Below are 14,456 nucleotides of genomic sequence, written 5' to 3'. Positions count from 1 at the left end.
GCCCGAGGCAGGAAGGAACCTAGAACGTCTTCTTGAGGCCGAACTCGATCGTCCGGCCGATCGGGTTGCCGGTCCACGGGTCGTAGCCGAACTCCTCCTGGGCGGGCGGCGGGTCGCGGTCGAACATGTTGGCCACCGTCGCCGTCAGGGCCAGGTCGCCGTCCAGTTCCAGGCGATAGGTGAAGTCGGTGGTGATCCAGTTCTCGCCGTCCTCGCCGTACTGCACGCCGGCCCGCTCGTCCTTGACTGCCGAGACGAAGTTGACGCCGAGGCGGAAGTTCTGGCGGCCCAGGCCGTAGTTGACGCCCAGGTTGGCGCGCCACTTGGGAGCCGCCTGCGCGAAGGTGGCGAAGTTCAGCGTGCCCAGGCGGTCGTCGCCGGTCGAGATCGTCACGCCGTCCAGGGTGGTCGGACCGGTCTTCAGCTCGGTCACCCGGGTGGCGGTGAGGCTGACGTCCAGATTGCCTGGGCCCAGCGGCAGGCCGTAGTTGGACTGGATGTCGAAGCCGTTGGTGGTCTGGCCGGGGCCGTTGCCGTAGCGGGTGGACACCGCCGAGAAGGTGCCGACGCCGTTCATGCCCACGGCGCAGGCGGCGTTGAAGGTGATGCGGCGCAGCAGCGGCTGGACGGCGGGATCGCAGGTGGTGATCGTGCCGCCGGCCCCGTTGAACACCAGGCTGGCGATCTGGTTGGGATCGGCGACCTGGCCGATCTGGTCCTTCGTCCGGATGTCGAAATAGTCGACGATCAGGCGGAAGTTATGATCGTCTGCGAAGCCGCGGCTCTGCCAGATCGCGCCGAAGTTGGCGGTCTTGGCGGTTTCCGGCTTGAGGTCGGCGTCGGTGACGAACTGGGCGGCCAGCCAGTTGTTGGCGGCCACCGTATAGGTGCGCGCGGCCACGGTGATCGCGCCGGGCGTCACGCCCAGGGGCGGGGTCTGGTAGTTGGTGCCGTACGAGCCGCGGAGGGTCAGCGGGCCCCAGACGTTCCACTTGCCCGACACCTTGTAGACGGTCGCGCCAAGGTCGTTGGAGAACCGCTCGCGGCGGGCGGCCAGCTGGAAGTTCAGGTTGGACAGCACCGGCACCTGCAGCTCGCCGAACAGCGAGTACTGGCTCTGATCGGCCTGGGCCGGGATGGTCGGGGCGAACAGGACGAACGGACCCGGCGCGTCGGGCGTACAGCCGCGGAAGTTCGGATTGTTGGTCGCGGTCGGATTGGCTTCCAGGTTCGGCGAGCCCGGGCCGTTGGCGCTGGTGGTGCCGTGCGGCCATTCGCACTGGACCGTCCCGTTGTTGAAGGGGCTGACAACGATCTGCCGGCTCTCGAACGTGCGGTACTGCGCGCCCACGGCCCAGCCGATCTCGCCGCCGGGCAGCTTCAGGCCCGACTGGCCGTTGAACACCAGGTCGGCGGTGAAGTTGTTGCTCTTGGTCTCGACGGCGCGCGGGTCGAACATCCAGAGGCTCAGGTCCTCGGGGTTCTCGTGGCCGGCGATGTAGTTGGGGTTGGCCAGGCCCCGGACCGGCTGGCCCTTGAACGAGCTGGAGAAGGGGTTCCACCACATGCAGCCGTTCTTGCCGGCCGCGCCCGGGTTCTGGGTGCCGAAGCGGGTCGGGTCCAGGTCGACGGCCTGGCAGCCGGCGCCGCCGAAGCCGTTCAGGGCCTCTTCCAGGCGATAGCCGATGGTGTCGGCGTGGGTGTTGTAGTTGTAGGCGTCGTTATAGGTCAGGGCGAAGTCGTAGCCGACGGCCTTGGCGAAGGGGGCGATGTCGCCCAGGTCGCCGGTGATCCCGCCCGACACGCGCCAGACCTTGTTGTCGATCTTGTCGGCCACGCCGAAGCCGTCGCCGCCCGAATAGTACGGATTGCCGCCGTGGCCGAACAGCCGGTAGGTGGTCGGGGTGAAGCCCTGGGCGCCGACGATGCCGTGCGCGGCGGCGAACTCGGCCGCGAACGGGTTGGCGATCGGCACGTAGAACTGATTGACCGCCCCGGTCGTCAGGGCCGGACCGCGCGACACCGGCTGGGCCGGCGAGCCCATCACCTGCGGCAGGGTCACGCGCCCATAGGACGCGTCGGCGTGGAACTTCATGTTGTCGGTGATGTCCGCCTTCAACTGGGCATAGAGGCGGTAGGTGTCCTGCTTTTCCACCAGCCGGTAGTACGAGATGTAGTTGTAGGCGCAGGTGAAGGCGTTGTCGTAGCGGCCGCCGACCGCGGCGCAGCTGGCGGGCGTGAAGTCCGAGACCAGGCCGCCGAGGGGCGCGCCCCATTCGCCGACGTCCGTCGCGGTGGGGACGGCGGGCAGGGCGCCGCGCGGCTGCCAGCCGGTCAGGTTGGTCAGGGTCGACCACGGCGCGGGATTGTAGCCGGCGCCCGGCGTCAGCGAGGCCTTGGTGAAGTCGCGCTCCATGGTGTTCAGGCGCGAGCGGTGCTCGTACTCGGCCGAGACCAGCAGGTTGACCCGGTCCTCGCCGATCCCGCCCATGACGCCGACCGAATAGTCGCCCTTGGAGCCGTCGATGTACTTGTACTGCGCCTGGGTCTGCAGGCCGACGAAGTGGTCCAGGGTGATGAAGTTGACGACGCCGCCGGTGGCGTCGGCGCCGTAGATCACGGCCGCGCCGTCCTTGAGGATCTCGGTGCGGGCCAGGGCGATCGAGGGCACGTTGGCGGTGTTCTGGTTCATCCGCCGGCCGTTCAGCAGGACCAGGGTCTTGTCCGCTCCGAGGCCGCGCAGATTGTAGTTCACCGAGCCGACCAGGGTCGGGCCGCCGAAATAGTAGGACTCGCCCGTGGTCGGGCCCGAGATGGTCAGGCTCTTGGCGAATTCGAGGGCGGTCGGCGAGCCCTGCTTCTCCAGCGCCTGCTGCGAATAGACCTCGACGGGGAGGGCGGCGTCGAGCGCCGAACCCCGGATGTTGGAGCCGGTGACGACGATCTCTTCGACCTGCGTGGCCTGGTCCGAAGATTTCTGCGTGGTCTGCGACCATGCCGGCGATGCGAGGCCGGCGACCCCGATCAAGAGCGCGACGCCCGATACGCTCGTAAGCCCGATTTTCATGTGGCGACCTCCCCGTCGAAATGAGTCTCTAAACGCTCATTCTCACAAGAGTGAATGTTGCCCACTCGTCGCGGCAGCGTCAATCGATCATTGTTCAGCGACCCCGGTTTGAGGCGCTGGCGAAGCGATTGCCGCTAGGGGAACGATTGACACGGGCGCGCCACGCCCCGACTACGCGCAGACCCGACTAAGCGCAGGGTTGGGACCAGGAGGACGGGTTGGCTGGAGCGACGGCTGAGGACATCAAGGCGGGGCGGCGCACCAAGGCCGAACAGCGCGCCCACAGCCTCGAGCAGATTCTGGACGCGGCCGAATACCTGTTCTCGCAGAACGGCCTCTACGGCGTGACCCTGCGCGACGTGGCCGAGCGGGTGGGCATCCACACGACGCTGCTGAACTACTACTTCAAGGACAAGGTGAACCTGTTCGAGGCCGTGTTCGCGCGCCGGGCCGGGGTGACGGCGGGGCGACGGATGGTGGCCTTGGAGCAGTACGAGCGGGCGGCGGGCGACGAGCCCACCGTCGAGGGCGCGCTGCACGCCTTCCTCGATACGGACCTCGACCTCTATTACGAGGGCGGCGAGCACTGGATGAACTACGCCGCCTTCTGCGCGCGGGTCAGCAACACGCCCGAGGGCGCGGCGCTGATGGACGAGCACTTCGACCCCGTCGTGCTGAAGCTGGTCGGCATCCTGAGAAGGGCCCTGCCGAACTACGCCGACGAGGAGATCTTCTGGGGCTATCACTTCGTCAGCGGCGCGCTGATGAACACCCTGGCGCGAACGGGTCGGATCGATCGGCTGTCGAGCGGCATCTGCCATTCCGACGACTTCCCGGCCGTGAAGAAGCGGATCGCCCGCTTCATGGCCGCGGGCTTCATCGCGCTGAAGGCGTGAAGCCCGCGAACCGTCAGGCGGCGCGTTCGGCCCTCTCCTTGCGTTCAGCTCGGGCGAAGGTCCGGGCCAGCCACAGGAACAGCCCCACCGCCAGCACGTAGAACGGCACCAGCGTATAGAGCGCCATCTGCAGGGAGTTGTGCGGATGGCTGGCGCGGAAGAAGTCGCTGGCCATGCCGACATAGGTCGGGCCCAGGCCAAGGCCGATGAAGTTCATGACCAGCAGCAGCAGCGCGCCGGACATTACCCGCTGCTCGGGCCGAACCTCCTGCTGCACCAGCGTCACCGCCGACGACAGATAGAAGTAGTTCAGGAACGTCGGGCCGATCAGGAAGGTCAGGGCCAACGGCCAGGTCGGGGCCCAGACGAAGCCGATATAGAACGGGATGGCCAGGGTCAGCGAGATGACGGGGGCCATGGCGTAGGCCATCTTGGACTTGCCGGTGAAGCGATCGATCACCCGGCCGGAGACGAAGATCCCGGCGCTCATGCCGATCCCCACCACCAGCGCGTACCACAGCGCGACGTCGCCCAGGGCCATGCCCTTCTCGCGCATCAGGAACAGGGTGGTGAAGTTGCCCAGGCCGTAGGTGACGAACTGGGTCGCACCGCTGCCCAGGGCCGCCAGCACCAGGGTCGGGCGCGAGAAGAACATCGTCAGCGTCGACCAGAAGCCGGCCTTGATGGGCGCGGCGCCGGCCAGGCCGTCCAGGCCGCCGCGCGGCGGTTCCTTGACGATGAACGGCAGGATGCCCGCCGTCACGACCCCGATCACGCCCAGCACGACAAAGGCGTGGCGCCAGTCGAAGGCCGCGGCGATCGCGGCGCCGAAGGCGATGCCCAGCGCCGCCCCGACCGGCGGGCCGAGGTTGTAGATGCCCAGCGCCGTGCCGCGCTTACCCGGCGGGAAGTAGTCGGAGATGATGGCGTAGGAGGGCGGCACGCCGCCGGCCTCGCCGAAGCCGACCGTCATCCGCGACACGGCGAACTGGGCGTAGTTGGCGGAAAACCCGCAGGCCGCCGTCGCCGCGCTCCAGATCCCGCAGGCCAGGGACAGCACCGCGACGCGGTTGGTGCGGTCGGCCAGCCAGCCGACCGGAATGGCGATGAAGCAGTAGAACATCGCGAAATAGAGGCCGCCGATCAGGCCCAGCTGGCCGTCGGTGACGTGCAGGCTGTCCTGGATCGGCTTGGCCAGGATCGACATCAACTGCCGGTCCAGGAAGTTCAGGACATAGACGAACCACAGCGTGGCCAGGACGATCCAGGCGCGGCCGCTCACGGCGGTCGGGGGCGCGGGCTGATCCGCCTGGAGAACAGGGGAGGGGGAAGCGGTCATCGGCGAGCCACCAGGGCGCCGCCGGGTTTCATCTGGCCGCGCGAACGGGTTCGCGGCGCTTTCGCACACGTGGTCTTCAAGGGTTTTCCTCCCAGCCGCCGTTTTCGAGCTTGGCTTTCCCCGAGCATGCGCTCAAACACGATCAAAGATCAAGTTCACGCGCACGAGAGTGAATGTTGACAGGCGCCGGCATCGTCGGCACGCTGTCTGTGCAACGTCGGCGCCCACGATCGACGCGGAGACGGGGAGGAAACATCATGAAGACTCGGACAGGTTCCTTGAGTTCGCTGACGTCCCGAGCCTTGGCCCTGGGGCTTTCGGTCCTGGCGTTCGCGCCGGCCGCGGCTTGGGCCGACCAGGCCGTCGTCAAGGCGCCGGCCGGCGCGCTTCGCGGCGTCGATCAGGACGGCCTGAAGGTCTTCAAGGGCGTGCCCTACGCCGCCGCCCCCGTGGGCGCGCAACGCTGGAAGCCGCCCGTCGCCGCGCCGGCCTGGAGCGGGGTGCGCGACGCGCTCGACTTCGGTCCGGCCTGCTATCAACCCAAGCCCCGTCCGGGCGGCATCTACAGCTCCACGCTGAAATCGATGAGCGAGGACTGCCTGTCGCTGAACATCTGGGCGCCCGACAAGATCAAGAAGGCCCCGGTGCTGGTCTGGATCCACGGCGGCTCGCTGATCGGCGGCGCCAGCAGCGAGGGGATGTACGACGGGACCGCCCTGGCCAAACAGGGACTGGTGGTCGTCTCGATCAACTATCGCCTGGGCGTCCTGGGCTACATGGCCCATCCGGAGCTCAGCGCCGAGTCGCCCGATCACGTCTCGGGCAACTACGGCCTGCTCGACCAGATCGCCGCCCTGCGCTGGGTCCAGAACAACATCGCCGCCTTCGGGGGCGATCCGAAGAACGTCACCATCGCCGGGGAGTCGGCCGGCGGGCTCAGCGTCATGTACCTGATGGCCTCGCCGCCGGCCCGCGGGCTGTTCCACAAGGCGATCGCCCAGAGCGCCTACATGGTCTCGACGCCGAGTCTGAGCGAGCCGAAGTTCGGCCATATCCCGGCCGAGGCCATGGGCGCGGCGACGGCCGCCAAGCTGGGGGCAAAGAGCCTGGCCGACCTGCGGGCCATGGACGCCGAGACCCTGACGACCTCGGCCCTGACGGCGGGCTTCCAGACCTTCGGGGCGATCGACGGCAAGGTGCTGCCGGCCCAGCTGGTCGATGCGTTCGATCGCGGCGAGCAGGCCCGCGTGCCGATCCTGGCCGGCTTCAACAGCGGCGAGATCCGCTCGCTGCGTTTCCTGGCCCCGCCGCCACCCGCCGACGCGGCCGCCTACGAGGCCGAGATCCGCAAGCGCTACGGCGACCTGGCCGACGACTTCCTGAAACTCTATCCGTCCAGCGACGTGCCCGAGAGCGTGCAGTTGGCGCCGCGCGACGCGCTCTACGGCTGGACCGCCGAACGGTTGGTCGTCAAGCAGACCGCCGCCGGCGCGCCGGGCTATCTCTACCTGTTCGACCACGGCTATCCGGCGGCGGATGCGGCGGGCCTGCACGCCTTCCACGCCAGCGAGATCCCGTACGTCTTCGGCACGGCCAAGACGACCCCGCCGGCCTGGCCGAAGAACCCGGACACGCCCGCCGAGGCCAGGCTGTCGGCGGCCATGATCGGCTACTGGGCCTCGTTCGCCCGCGACGGCGTCCCCAAGGCGGCCGGCGAGCCCGCCTGGAAGCCCTACGCGAGCGACCGCGCCTACATGCTCTTCGGCGAGGGGCCGCAGCCGGCCGCGCACGTGCGGCCCGGCATGTACGACCTGAACGAAACCGTCATGTGCCGCCGCCGGGCGCAGGGCGACACCCCGTGGAACTGGAACGTCGGCGTCATTGCGCCGCCGCTTCCGGCCGCGGTTCCCCAATGCCGGTGAGCAGAGCGCCGATGAGTAGAGTGCCGATGATTGACGGTGAGATGCAGACGTTCGCGTTGACGCTCGACAAGTTCCTGGAGCACGCGGCCAAATGGCGTCCCGACGCGCAGGTCGTGACCGCGCGCGAGGACGGCCAGATCGATCGGATCAGCTATGCGGACCTGATGGTCCGCAGCCGGCGGGCGTCGGCGGCCCTGATCGACCTGGGCGTCGGCGTCGGCGACCACGTGGCGACCCTGGCCTGGAACAGCCAGGCCCATGTCGAGGTCTGGTACGGGATCATGGGCATGGGCGCGGTCTGCCACACGCTCAATCCACGCCTGACCGCCGACCATCTGGCGGCGATGATCGTCCAGTCGCGGGCGCGCATCCTGATCGCCTCGGCCGACCTCGCGCCGCTGGCCGGCCAGATCCTGGAGCGCGTTCCCGGGGTCCAGCACCTGCTGATCATCGACGCCGTGGGCGAGGCGGTTCCGCAGGGCCCCGGCGGGCGCTCGGCCGTCCTGCTGGAAACGCTGCTGGCCCAGGCGACCGGCGAGGTGGTCTGGGGTGCGTTCGACGAGACCGCGCCTTGCGGCCTGTGCTTCACCTCCGGCACCACCGGCGCGCCCAAGGGGGTGACCTACACCCACCGCTCCAGCTTCCTGCACACCTTGCGGGCGCTGCAGGCCGACGTGATGGCGATCTCGGGCGCGGACAGCGTCCTGGCGGTGGTGCCGATGTTCCACGCCAACGCCTGGGGCCTGCCGTTCGCCGCCCCGGCTGTCGGCGCGAAGCTGGTCTTGCCAGGGCGCCTGGCCGACGGCGCCAGCCTGGCCCGCCTGATCGCCGCCGAGGACGTCACGATCGGCGTCGGCGTGCCGACCGTCTGGCTGGGCCTGGTCGAGCACCTGGAGGCGACCGGCGGCGAGCTGCCGTCGCTCAAGCGCATCATCGTCGGCGGCGCGCCGATGCCGCCGGCCCTGATGGAGCGCATCGAGCAGCGCCTGGGCGTGCGGGTGCAGACCAGCTGGGGCATGACCGAGCTGTCGCCGTCCGGAACGGTGGCCCCGCTCAGCGCGCCGTCCCACGCCGCGCTCTCGGGCCGTCCGGCCATCGGCGTGGACCTGTTGCTGACCGACGCCGACGGGACGCCCCTGCCGGAGCAGCGCGACGTCGAGGGCCATCTGCGGGTGCGCGGGGCGGCGGTGGTCGAGCGCTATTTCGGCCACGACACGTCGGCGACCGACGCCGACGGCTGGTTCCCGACCGGCGACCTGGCGCGCATCGACGCCGAGGGCAACCTGATGATCACGGGCCGGGCCAAGGACCTGATCAAGTCCGGCGGCGAATGGATCAATCCCGCCGAGATCGAGGCGGTGGTCGGGGCGCTGCCCGAGGTCTCCCTCGCCGCCGTCATCGGCCGGTCCGATCCCAAATGGGGCGAGCGGCCGATCCTGCTGGTCGAGACGCAAGCCGAGGTCAGCGACGAGATCCTGCTGGCCTGCCTGCGCGGCCGCGTGGCCCCGTGGTGGATCCCGGACGCCGTCTATCGCCTGCCGCGCATGCCTTTGGCGGCCACCGGCAAGATCGACAAGATCCGGCTGCGCTCGGAGTACGGCGGTGGGTGACGACACGGCCTTCGCACTTGCGAAGGCGTCTCGCCAAAGATATTCACTAACGTTAGAATAAATGAATGCGAACGCGAGTTCGCCAAGTCGGGGTCAGGAGAAATTCGATGTTGCTGCAAGGACGCGTCGCGATCGTCACCGGGGCTGGCGGAGGGCTGGGCCGCGCCCATGCGCTGTACCTGGCCGGCCAGGGCGCCAAGGTGGTGGTCAACGACCTGACCCAGGAGGCCGCCGATCGCGTGGCCGCCGAGATCGTCGCCGCCGGGGGCGAGGCGATTGCCGCCGCCGCCTCGGTGACCGACGAAGCCGCGGTCGGCGCGATGGTCGCGCGGGCCAAGGACCACTGGGGTCGGATCGACATCCTGATCAGCAACGCCGGCATCCTGCGCGACAAGAGCTTCGCCAAGATGAGCCTGGACGACTTCCGCCTGGTGGTCGACGTCCACCTGATGGGCGCGGCGGTCTGCGCCAAGGCCGTCTGGGAGACGATGCGCGAGCAGGGCTACGGCCGCATCGTGATGACGACCTCGTCCTCGGGCCTCTACGGCAATTTCGGCCAGGCTAACTACGGCGCGGCCAAGATGGCCCTGGTCGGTCTGATGCAGACCCTGGCCATCGAGGGCGAGAAGTACAACGTGCGGGTCAACTGCCTGGCCCCGACGGCGGCGACCGGCATGACCGAGGGCGTGCTGTCCGAGGAGAGCCTGCAACGCCTGAACCCGGCCTTCGTCAGTCCCGGCCTGCTGGCCCTGGTCCATGACGACGCCCCGACCCGCGCTATCCTGTGCGCCGGGGCCGGCCACTTCGCGACGGCCTACGTGACCCTGACCGACGGCCGCTACATCGGCGCCGCCGACGACGCCGGCGAGCAGGTCATCCGCCAGTGGGACGCGCTCTCCGACCGCGCCGGCGAGATCGTCCCGGCCTACGGCTTCACCCAGGCCGAACGCGAAGTCGCCAGCGCCGGGCTGATGGTCAAGGCGGTGGGGGCGCGCTCGTGATGCGCGACGCCGTCATCGTCTCCACGGCGCGCACCCCGATCGGCCGCGCCTATCGCGGGGCCTTCAACGACACCCCGTCGCCGACCCTGGCGGCCCACGCCCTGACCGCCGCCGTCGAGCGGGCCGGCGTGGCGCCCGAGGAGATCGAGGACTGCATCCTGGGCTGCTCGCTGCCCCAGGGCGTGCAGCACACCATCGGCCGCATGGCGGCCCTGCGCGCGGGCTTTCCGGTCACCGTGCCGGGCATGACCATGGACCGCCAGTGCTCTTCGGGCCTGATGACCATCGCCACGGCCGCCAAGCAGGTGATCGTCGACCGGATGGACGTCATCGTGGCCGGCGGCGTCGAGTCGATCTCGATGGTCCAGACGCCGCAGATGCGGGTCGATCCGGACCCGGGCCTCGTGGCCCTGCAGCCCGACGCCTACATGCCGATGCTGGACACCGCCGAGGTGCTCGCCGCCCGCTACGGGATCTCCCGGGAGGCCTGCGATCTCTACGCCCTGGCCTCGCAGTATCGCGCCGCCGCCGCCCAGGCCACGGGCCGCCTCGACGCCGAGATCATCCCGGTGACGGCGACCATGAAGGTCGTCGACAAGGCGACCCAGGCCGTCTCGTTCCGCGAGGTGACCCTGGATCGCGACGAAGGCGTGCGGCCCGAGACCACCCTGGAGGGCCTGGCCGCCCTGAAGGTCGTGCGGGCGGACGGCGTGGTCACGGCCGGCAACGCCAGCCAGCTTTCCGACGGCGCCTCGGCCTGCGTGGTGATGGAGGCTGGCCTCGCCGCCAAGCGCGGCCTGGAGCCGCTGGGCCGCTATGTCGGCATGTCGGTCGCCGGAACCCGGCCCGACGAGATGGGCATCGGCCCGGTCTTCGCCATCCCGCGCCTGCTGGAGCGCTTCGACCTGTCGATCGACGAGATCGGCCTGTGGGAGCTGAACGAGGCCTTCGCCTGCCAGGTGCTCTATTGCCGCGACCGTCTGGGCATCCCGGACGAGCGGCTGAACGTCAACGGCGGCGCCATCGCCATGGGCCACCCCTACGGCATGTCGGGCGCCCGCATGGTCGGCCACGCCCTGCTGGAGGGCAAGCGTCGCGGCGCGCGGCACGTGGTCGTCACCATGTGCGTCGGCGGCGGCATGGGCGCGGCGGGATTGTTCGAAGTGCTGTGATCAAAGGGGCGCTTCGGCGCCCCTTCCTTTTTCAAGAGCGCGACACGACGCTCGTTCGGGGGAGACGCTACCGATGAAGGCTCTGTCCAATGTGGTCCGGGGGCTGTTGGGTCTGACGGCTCTGGTCGCCGCCCACGGCGTCGCGCTGGCCCAGGCGCCGGACCCGACCGTCCAGCATCCCGACTACGCCGACCCCGCGCTGTGGCTGTGCCGTCCCGATCTCCAGGACAACCGCTGCAAGGTCGATCTCGACGCCACGGTGATCGCGCCCAGCGGCAGGATGACGCTCGAGCGCTATGTCGCGGCCAAGGATCCGAAGATCGACTGCTTCTTCGTTTATCCCACCGTCTCCCACGACGCCGGCTGGATCTCGGACTTCTCGCCCGACGCGGCCGAGTGGGACGACGTCAAGGTGCAGTTCGCCCGGTTCGGTTCGGTCTGCCGCCAGTTCGCGCCGATGTACCGCCAAGGCACGCTTCGCCGCCTGCGCTATCCCGGCGGCGGGCCAAAGCCGGTGGGCGATCAGCCGCCTCCCGGCTTCGGCGGCTATTCGGACGTGGTCGACGCCTGGAACTGGTACCTCGCCCACGAGAACAAGGGGCGCGGCGTCGTCCTGATCGGCCACAGCCAGGGCACGGTCATGCTGACCAAGCTGATCGCCGAGGAAATCGACGGAAAGCCCGCCCAGCAGAAGTTGGTCTCTGCCCTGCTGATGGGCGGACTGGTCATGGTCCCCCCAGGCAAGGACGTCGGCGGCACGTTCAAGTCGGTCCCGCTGTGCCGCGCCGCGGCCCAGGTCGGCTGCGTGATCAGCTACGTCACTTTCCGAGACCGCGTGCCGCCGCCGGCGACGTCGCGCTTCGGCAAGGCCCGCGACGGCCTGCGCGCCGCCTGCGTCAACCCGGCCAACCTGTCCGGCGGCAAGGGCGAGCCGGAGTCCTACTTCATCACCAAGGGCTTCCTGAACGGCTCGGGCGGCGACATCCCGCCGGAGTGGGTGCGGCCCATGCGTCCGATCGGGACCTTCTTCGTCAAGACGCCCGGCCTGATCTCCACCGAATGCGTCGAGAACGGCGACTTCGACTACCTGGCCCTGCACGTGAACGCGGTCCCGAGCGATCCGCGCACCGACGAACTGGGCGGCCAGATCATCCGCCGCACGGGCGTGGACGTCTCTTGGGGGCTGCACCTGCTGGACGTCGACCACTCGATCGGCACGCTGATCCGCGTCGTCCGCAAACAGGGCGAGGCCTATCTGACCCATCCGGCCAAGGACTGACCCCATGCGACGACCAGCGACTGGCCAGTCCATCATCAAGATCGCCGTGACGGCCTCGGCCGGCGCGGCGATCGACCTGGGCGTGACCGGGCCTAGGCGAGCGCCGCGGCGGACAGGGGCTGACCCCAGCGATTGACCGAAGCGTCGTCAGGCGCCGCGCCGGGGCAGCGCTCGGTGCTCATCCGCGCCTTGCGCGCGACGTTGCAGCCGCACAGGCCGCAGACCCGGCCGTCCGCCGCGGCCAGGCCGGCCAACTTCTGCAGCATCGAGCGGGGCGCCGAGAGATTGGGGCAGGCCAGGCAGGCGTCCAGGCGCCGCTCGATCTCGTCCTCGGCGAGAACGGAGAAAGCGGCTCCAGCCCAGCGGGCCAGGGCGGTGGAGGCCGTGGCGATCAGCTCCACCGCGGACTGAACGCGGGCCGGCGCCGGCGGGTTCTGCAGCATCAGGGTCATCATCTGCGGCGCCGAACGGCAGGCGAACAGACGGCGCGCATAGCTGGGGTCCTCGGCGATGGCCCATAGGGCGGCCTCGGAGATGGGTTCCTCGACGCCCAGCAGTTGGGCGTAGTCGCGGCGCAGGGTTTCGGGATCGGCCTCGCCGCGGGATTCGGACGGCGTTTCGAAAGGCGCTTCCAGAGTCATTTCGGCGGTCGTCATGACGGCGATCCTCGGGTGTGGCGGCCGTGCGGCCGGGGTTGCGTCACGCGTCGAGCGCCCCGGGGAAGTCCCCCGGGGCGCCCTTCGGCCAGGACGGTCTAGGCTTTGATAGTCACGCAGTCGGCGCAAGCCGGCTTGGGATCCAGCGCCAGGGCGGCCTTGTAGGTGTCGAGCCGGCACGAGGTCGACGGGTAGGCGTTGCCGCGCCGGTCGTTTTCCGTGGCCGGCGGGCGATCGGTCGTCTTGCCGAACAACAGGTAGCCGAACAGGGTCTTGATCTGCTCGATCGCCTTGGTGGTGTTGTCGAGGTAGTACTCGCCGAACCACACCTTGCGCAGCACGATCTTGGCGCCCCAGTAGTCAGCTTCGCCCTCGCAGGTGACGCCGTGGTTGGAGCCGTCCGGCTCGCCGTAGAGGTGGCCAAGCTCGTGGGCGATGGCCAGGGCCACGCCCTCGAAGTCGAAGCCGACGATCCGCAGCAGGCCGCCGACCAGCAGCACGTTCTTGGTGCCGTCGGCCGCCACCCAGGAGTGCGCGTTGACCTCGTCGCTGTACCAGTCGAGCTGGTAATTCACCTCCGGGTACCAGGTCGAGAAGAAGGTCTCCAGGTACTGGCCCATCTGCTCGTAATAGGGGTCATTGTAGTCACGCTTGGGCGCGAACAGCTCCAGGAACGCGGCCTGCAGCGGCGGCAGGAACGAGCTGGCGTGGGCCGGAACCTCGACCTTCTTGGTCGGCGCGTGGATGAACTCGCCCGAATTGACCTGCTTGGGCTCGGCCGAAGGCACCGGGGCGTGCAGCGCACGCCATTCGGCGCAGCCGACGATCGGACGCGGCGGGGCCACGTTCAGGGCGGTGGTTCGCGCGGCGGAAGGCGAGTGGGCCGGAACCGTCATGTTGACGAAGGCCTGGACCGCGAAGTCGCCCGAGACCACGCCGTTGGTCAGCACCAGGTGACCGGTCAGGTTGGCGTCCGGCGGCTCCATCTTGGTGGCGAATTCGTAGAAGATGCCGTCATAGCTTCCCCACAGAATCTCCAGCAGCTGGACGGGATTGGCTTGCGCGTCGACCAACTGGTCGGTGAGCTGCAGCATGTCGGCCCGCACCAGTTCGCCCGTGCTCAGGATGAACACGTGGTCGCGGCTGACCACCAGCTCCTGCTCGGTTTTGTCGCTCAGCGCGTAGTGCAGGTAGATGGTGTGCTCCGTCACCCCCGGCGCCKATTTCGAGGCCTGGGTGACGAGGTACTCGGTGAATTTCATATCCCGACCGGCCGCGTAGATCTTGGTCTGGTCGGCGACGATGTCCTGCACCTTGATCGGACCGCCGGGCGCGCCGATCGGCGTGTCCACCGCCAGGCACGAACAGACGCAGTAGCAGCGCGGCATGCCGTCCTTCTGGATGACGATCTTATTGCCGGCCTGGTAGTCCAGGTCATGGCAATCGCCATCGATTAGGTTCTTGTTGTTGCCGCAGTAGTTGTTTGGACAAAGTTCCAAGGTCATTTGACCACC

Annotated in this window: 10 protein-coding genes; 6 read left to right on the top strand and 4 right to left on the bottom strand. The window is 69.0% G+C overall.

Annotated features, from left to right (window positions below):
• Positions 1 to 19: 19 nt before the first annotated feature.
• A complete protein-coding gene (locus tag AC1DMQ_RS09835; protein WP_477033373.1) occupies positions 20 to 3,067 on the bottom strand; it encodes a TonB-dependent receptor domain-containing protein in 3,048 nt (1,015 codons plus the stop codon).
• Positions 3,068 to 3,285: 218 nt separating this feature from the next.
• Between AC1DMQ_RS09835 and AC1DMQ_RS09830 the strand changes: the two genes are divergently transcribed.
• Positions 3,286 to 3,963, top strand: a complete 678-nt coding sequence (locus AC1DMQ_RS09830; RefSeq protein ID WP_477033372.1) for a TetR/AcrR family transcriptional regulator — start codon at positions 3,286 to 3,288, stop codon at positions 3,961 to 3,963.
• A gap of 13 nt (positions 3,964 to 3,976) precedes the next feature.
• On the opposite strand, the gene AC1DMQ_RS09825 is transcribed toward AC1DMQ_RS09830, so the two are convergent.
• Positions 3,977 to 5,302 carry a spinster family MFS transporter gene (locus tag AC1DMQ_RS09825; RefSeq protein ID WP_477033371.1) on the bottom strand — a complete coding sequence of 442 codons (1,326 nt, stop codon included), beginning with the start codon at positions 5,300 to 5,302 and terminating at the stop codon, positions 3,977 to 3,979.
• A 257-nt stretch (positions 5,303 to 5,559) separates the two neighbouring features.
• On the opposite strand from AC1DMQ_RS09825, the gene AC1DMQ_RS09820 reads away from it, so the two are divergent.
• The 5 genes from AC1DMQ_RS09820 (at position 5,560) to AC1DMQ_RS09800 (ending at position 12,286) form a co-directional block, all read left to right on the top strand.
• Positions 5,560 to 7,224, top strand: a complete 1,665-nt coding sequence (locus AC1DMQ_RS09820; RefSeq protein WP_477033370.1) for a carboxylesterase/lipase family protein — start codon at positions 5,560 to 5,562, stop codon at positions 7,222 to 7,224.
• 26 nt (positions 7,225 to 7,250) lie between these two features.
• The gene (locus AC1DMQ_RS09815; RefSeq protein WP_477033369.1) at positions 7,251 to 8,834 is read left to right on the top strand and encodes an AMP-binding protein; all 1,584 of its coding nucleotides are present in this window, start codon (positions 7,251 to 7,253) and stop codon (positions 8,832 to 8,834) included.
• Between the two features lie 107 nt (positions 8,835 to 8,941).
• On the top strand, positions 8,942 to 9,835 hold the full coding sequence (locus tag AC1DMQ_RS09810; protein WP_477033368.1) for an SDR family NAD(P)-dependent oxidoreductase: 894 nt from the start codon (positions 8,942 to 8,944) through the stop codon (positions 9,833 to 9,835).
• Entirely contained in the window at positions 9,835 to 11,007 is a 1,173-nt protein-coding gene (locus AC1DMQ_RS09805; protein WP_477033367.1) for an acetyl-CoA C-acyltransferase, read from the top strand. The genes AC1DMQ_RS09810 and AC1DMQ_RS09805 overlap by 1 nt, the downstream gene beginning before the upstream one ends.
• A 73-nt stretch (positions 11,008 to 11,080) precedes the next feature.
• Positions 11,081 to 12,286, top strand: a complete 1,206-nt coding sequence (locus tag AC1DMQ_RS09800) for a DUF3089 domain-containing protein (protein WP_477033366.1) — start codon at positions 11,081 to 11,083, stop codon at positions 12,284 to 12,286.
• A gap of 92 nt (positions 12,287 to 12,378) precedes the next feature.
• Here the strand turns inward: AC1DMQ_RS09800 and AC1DMQ_RS09795 are convergent, their stop codons facing one another.
• Positions 12,379 to 12,942 carry a hypothetical protein gene (locus AC1DMQ_RS09795; protein WP_477033365.1) on the bottom strand — a complete coding sequence of 188 codons (564 nt, stop codon included), beginning with the start codon at positions 12,940 to 12,942 and terminating at the stop codon, positions 12,379 to 12,381.
• A gap of 98 nt (positions 12,943 to 13,040) precedes the next feature.
• Positions 13,041 to 14,447, bottom strand: coding sequence for a M48 family metalloprotease (locus AC1DMQ_RS09790; RefSeq protein WP_477033364.1), 1,407 nt, complete (start codon positions 14,445 to 14,447; stop codon positions 13,041 to 13,043).
• Between the last annotated feature and the right edge of the window lie 9 nt (positions 14,448 to 14,456).

This window comes from Caulobacter sp. 05L422 (assembly GCF_056397765.1).
Note: the sequence above shows the minus strand (reverse complement) of the source record. Positions and strands in the feature narration are given on the sequence as shown.

Bases quoted from the DNA above. Each gene is read 5' to 3' on its own strand.
- AC1DMQ_RS09835 (WP_477033373.1), bottom strand. From the start codon at position 3,067: ATGAAAATCGGGCTTACGAGCGTATCGGGCGTCGCGCTCTTGATCGGG.
- AC1DMQ_RS09825 (WP_477033371.1), bottom strand. From the start codon at position 5,302: ATGACCGCTTCCCCCTCCCCTGTTCTCCAGGCGGATCAGCCCGCGCCC.
- AC1DMQ_RS09820 (WP_477033370.1), top strand. From the start codon at position 5,560: ATGAAGACTCGGACAGGTTCCTTGAGTTCGCTGACGTCCCGAGCCTTG.
- AC1DMQ_RS09815 (WP_477033369.1), top strand. From the start codon at position 7,251: ATGATTGACGGTGAGATGCAGACGTTCGCGTTGACGCTCGACAAGTTC.
- AC1DMQ_RS09810 (WP_477033368.1), top strand. From the start codon at position 8,942: ATGTTGCTGCAAGGACGCGTCGCGATCGTCACCGGGGCTGGCGGAGGG.
- AC1DMQ_RS09805 (WP_477033367.1), top strand. From the start codon at position 9,835: ATGCGCGACGCCGTCATCGTCTCCACGGCGCGCACCCCGATCGGCCGC.
- AC1DMQ_RS09800 (WP_477033366.1), top strand. From the start codon at position 11,081: ATGAAGGCTCTGTCCAATGTGGTCCGGGGGCTGTTGGGTCTGACGGCT.
- AC1DMQ_RS09795 (WP_477033365.1), bottom strand. From the start codon at position 12,942: ATGACGACCGCCGAAATGACTCTGGAAGCGCCTTTCGAAACGCCGTCC.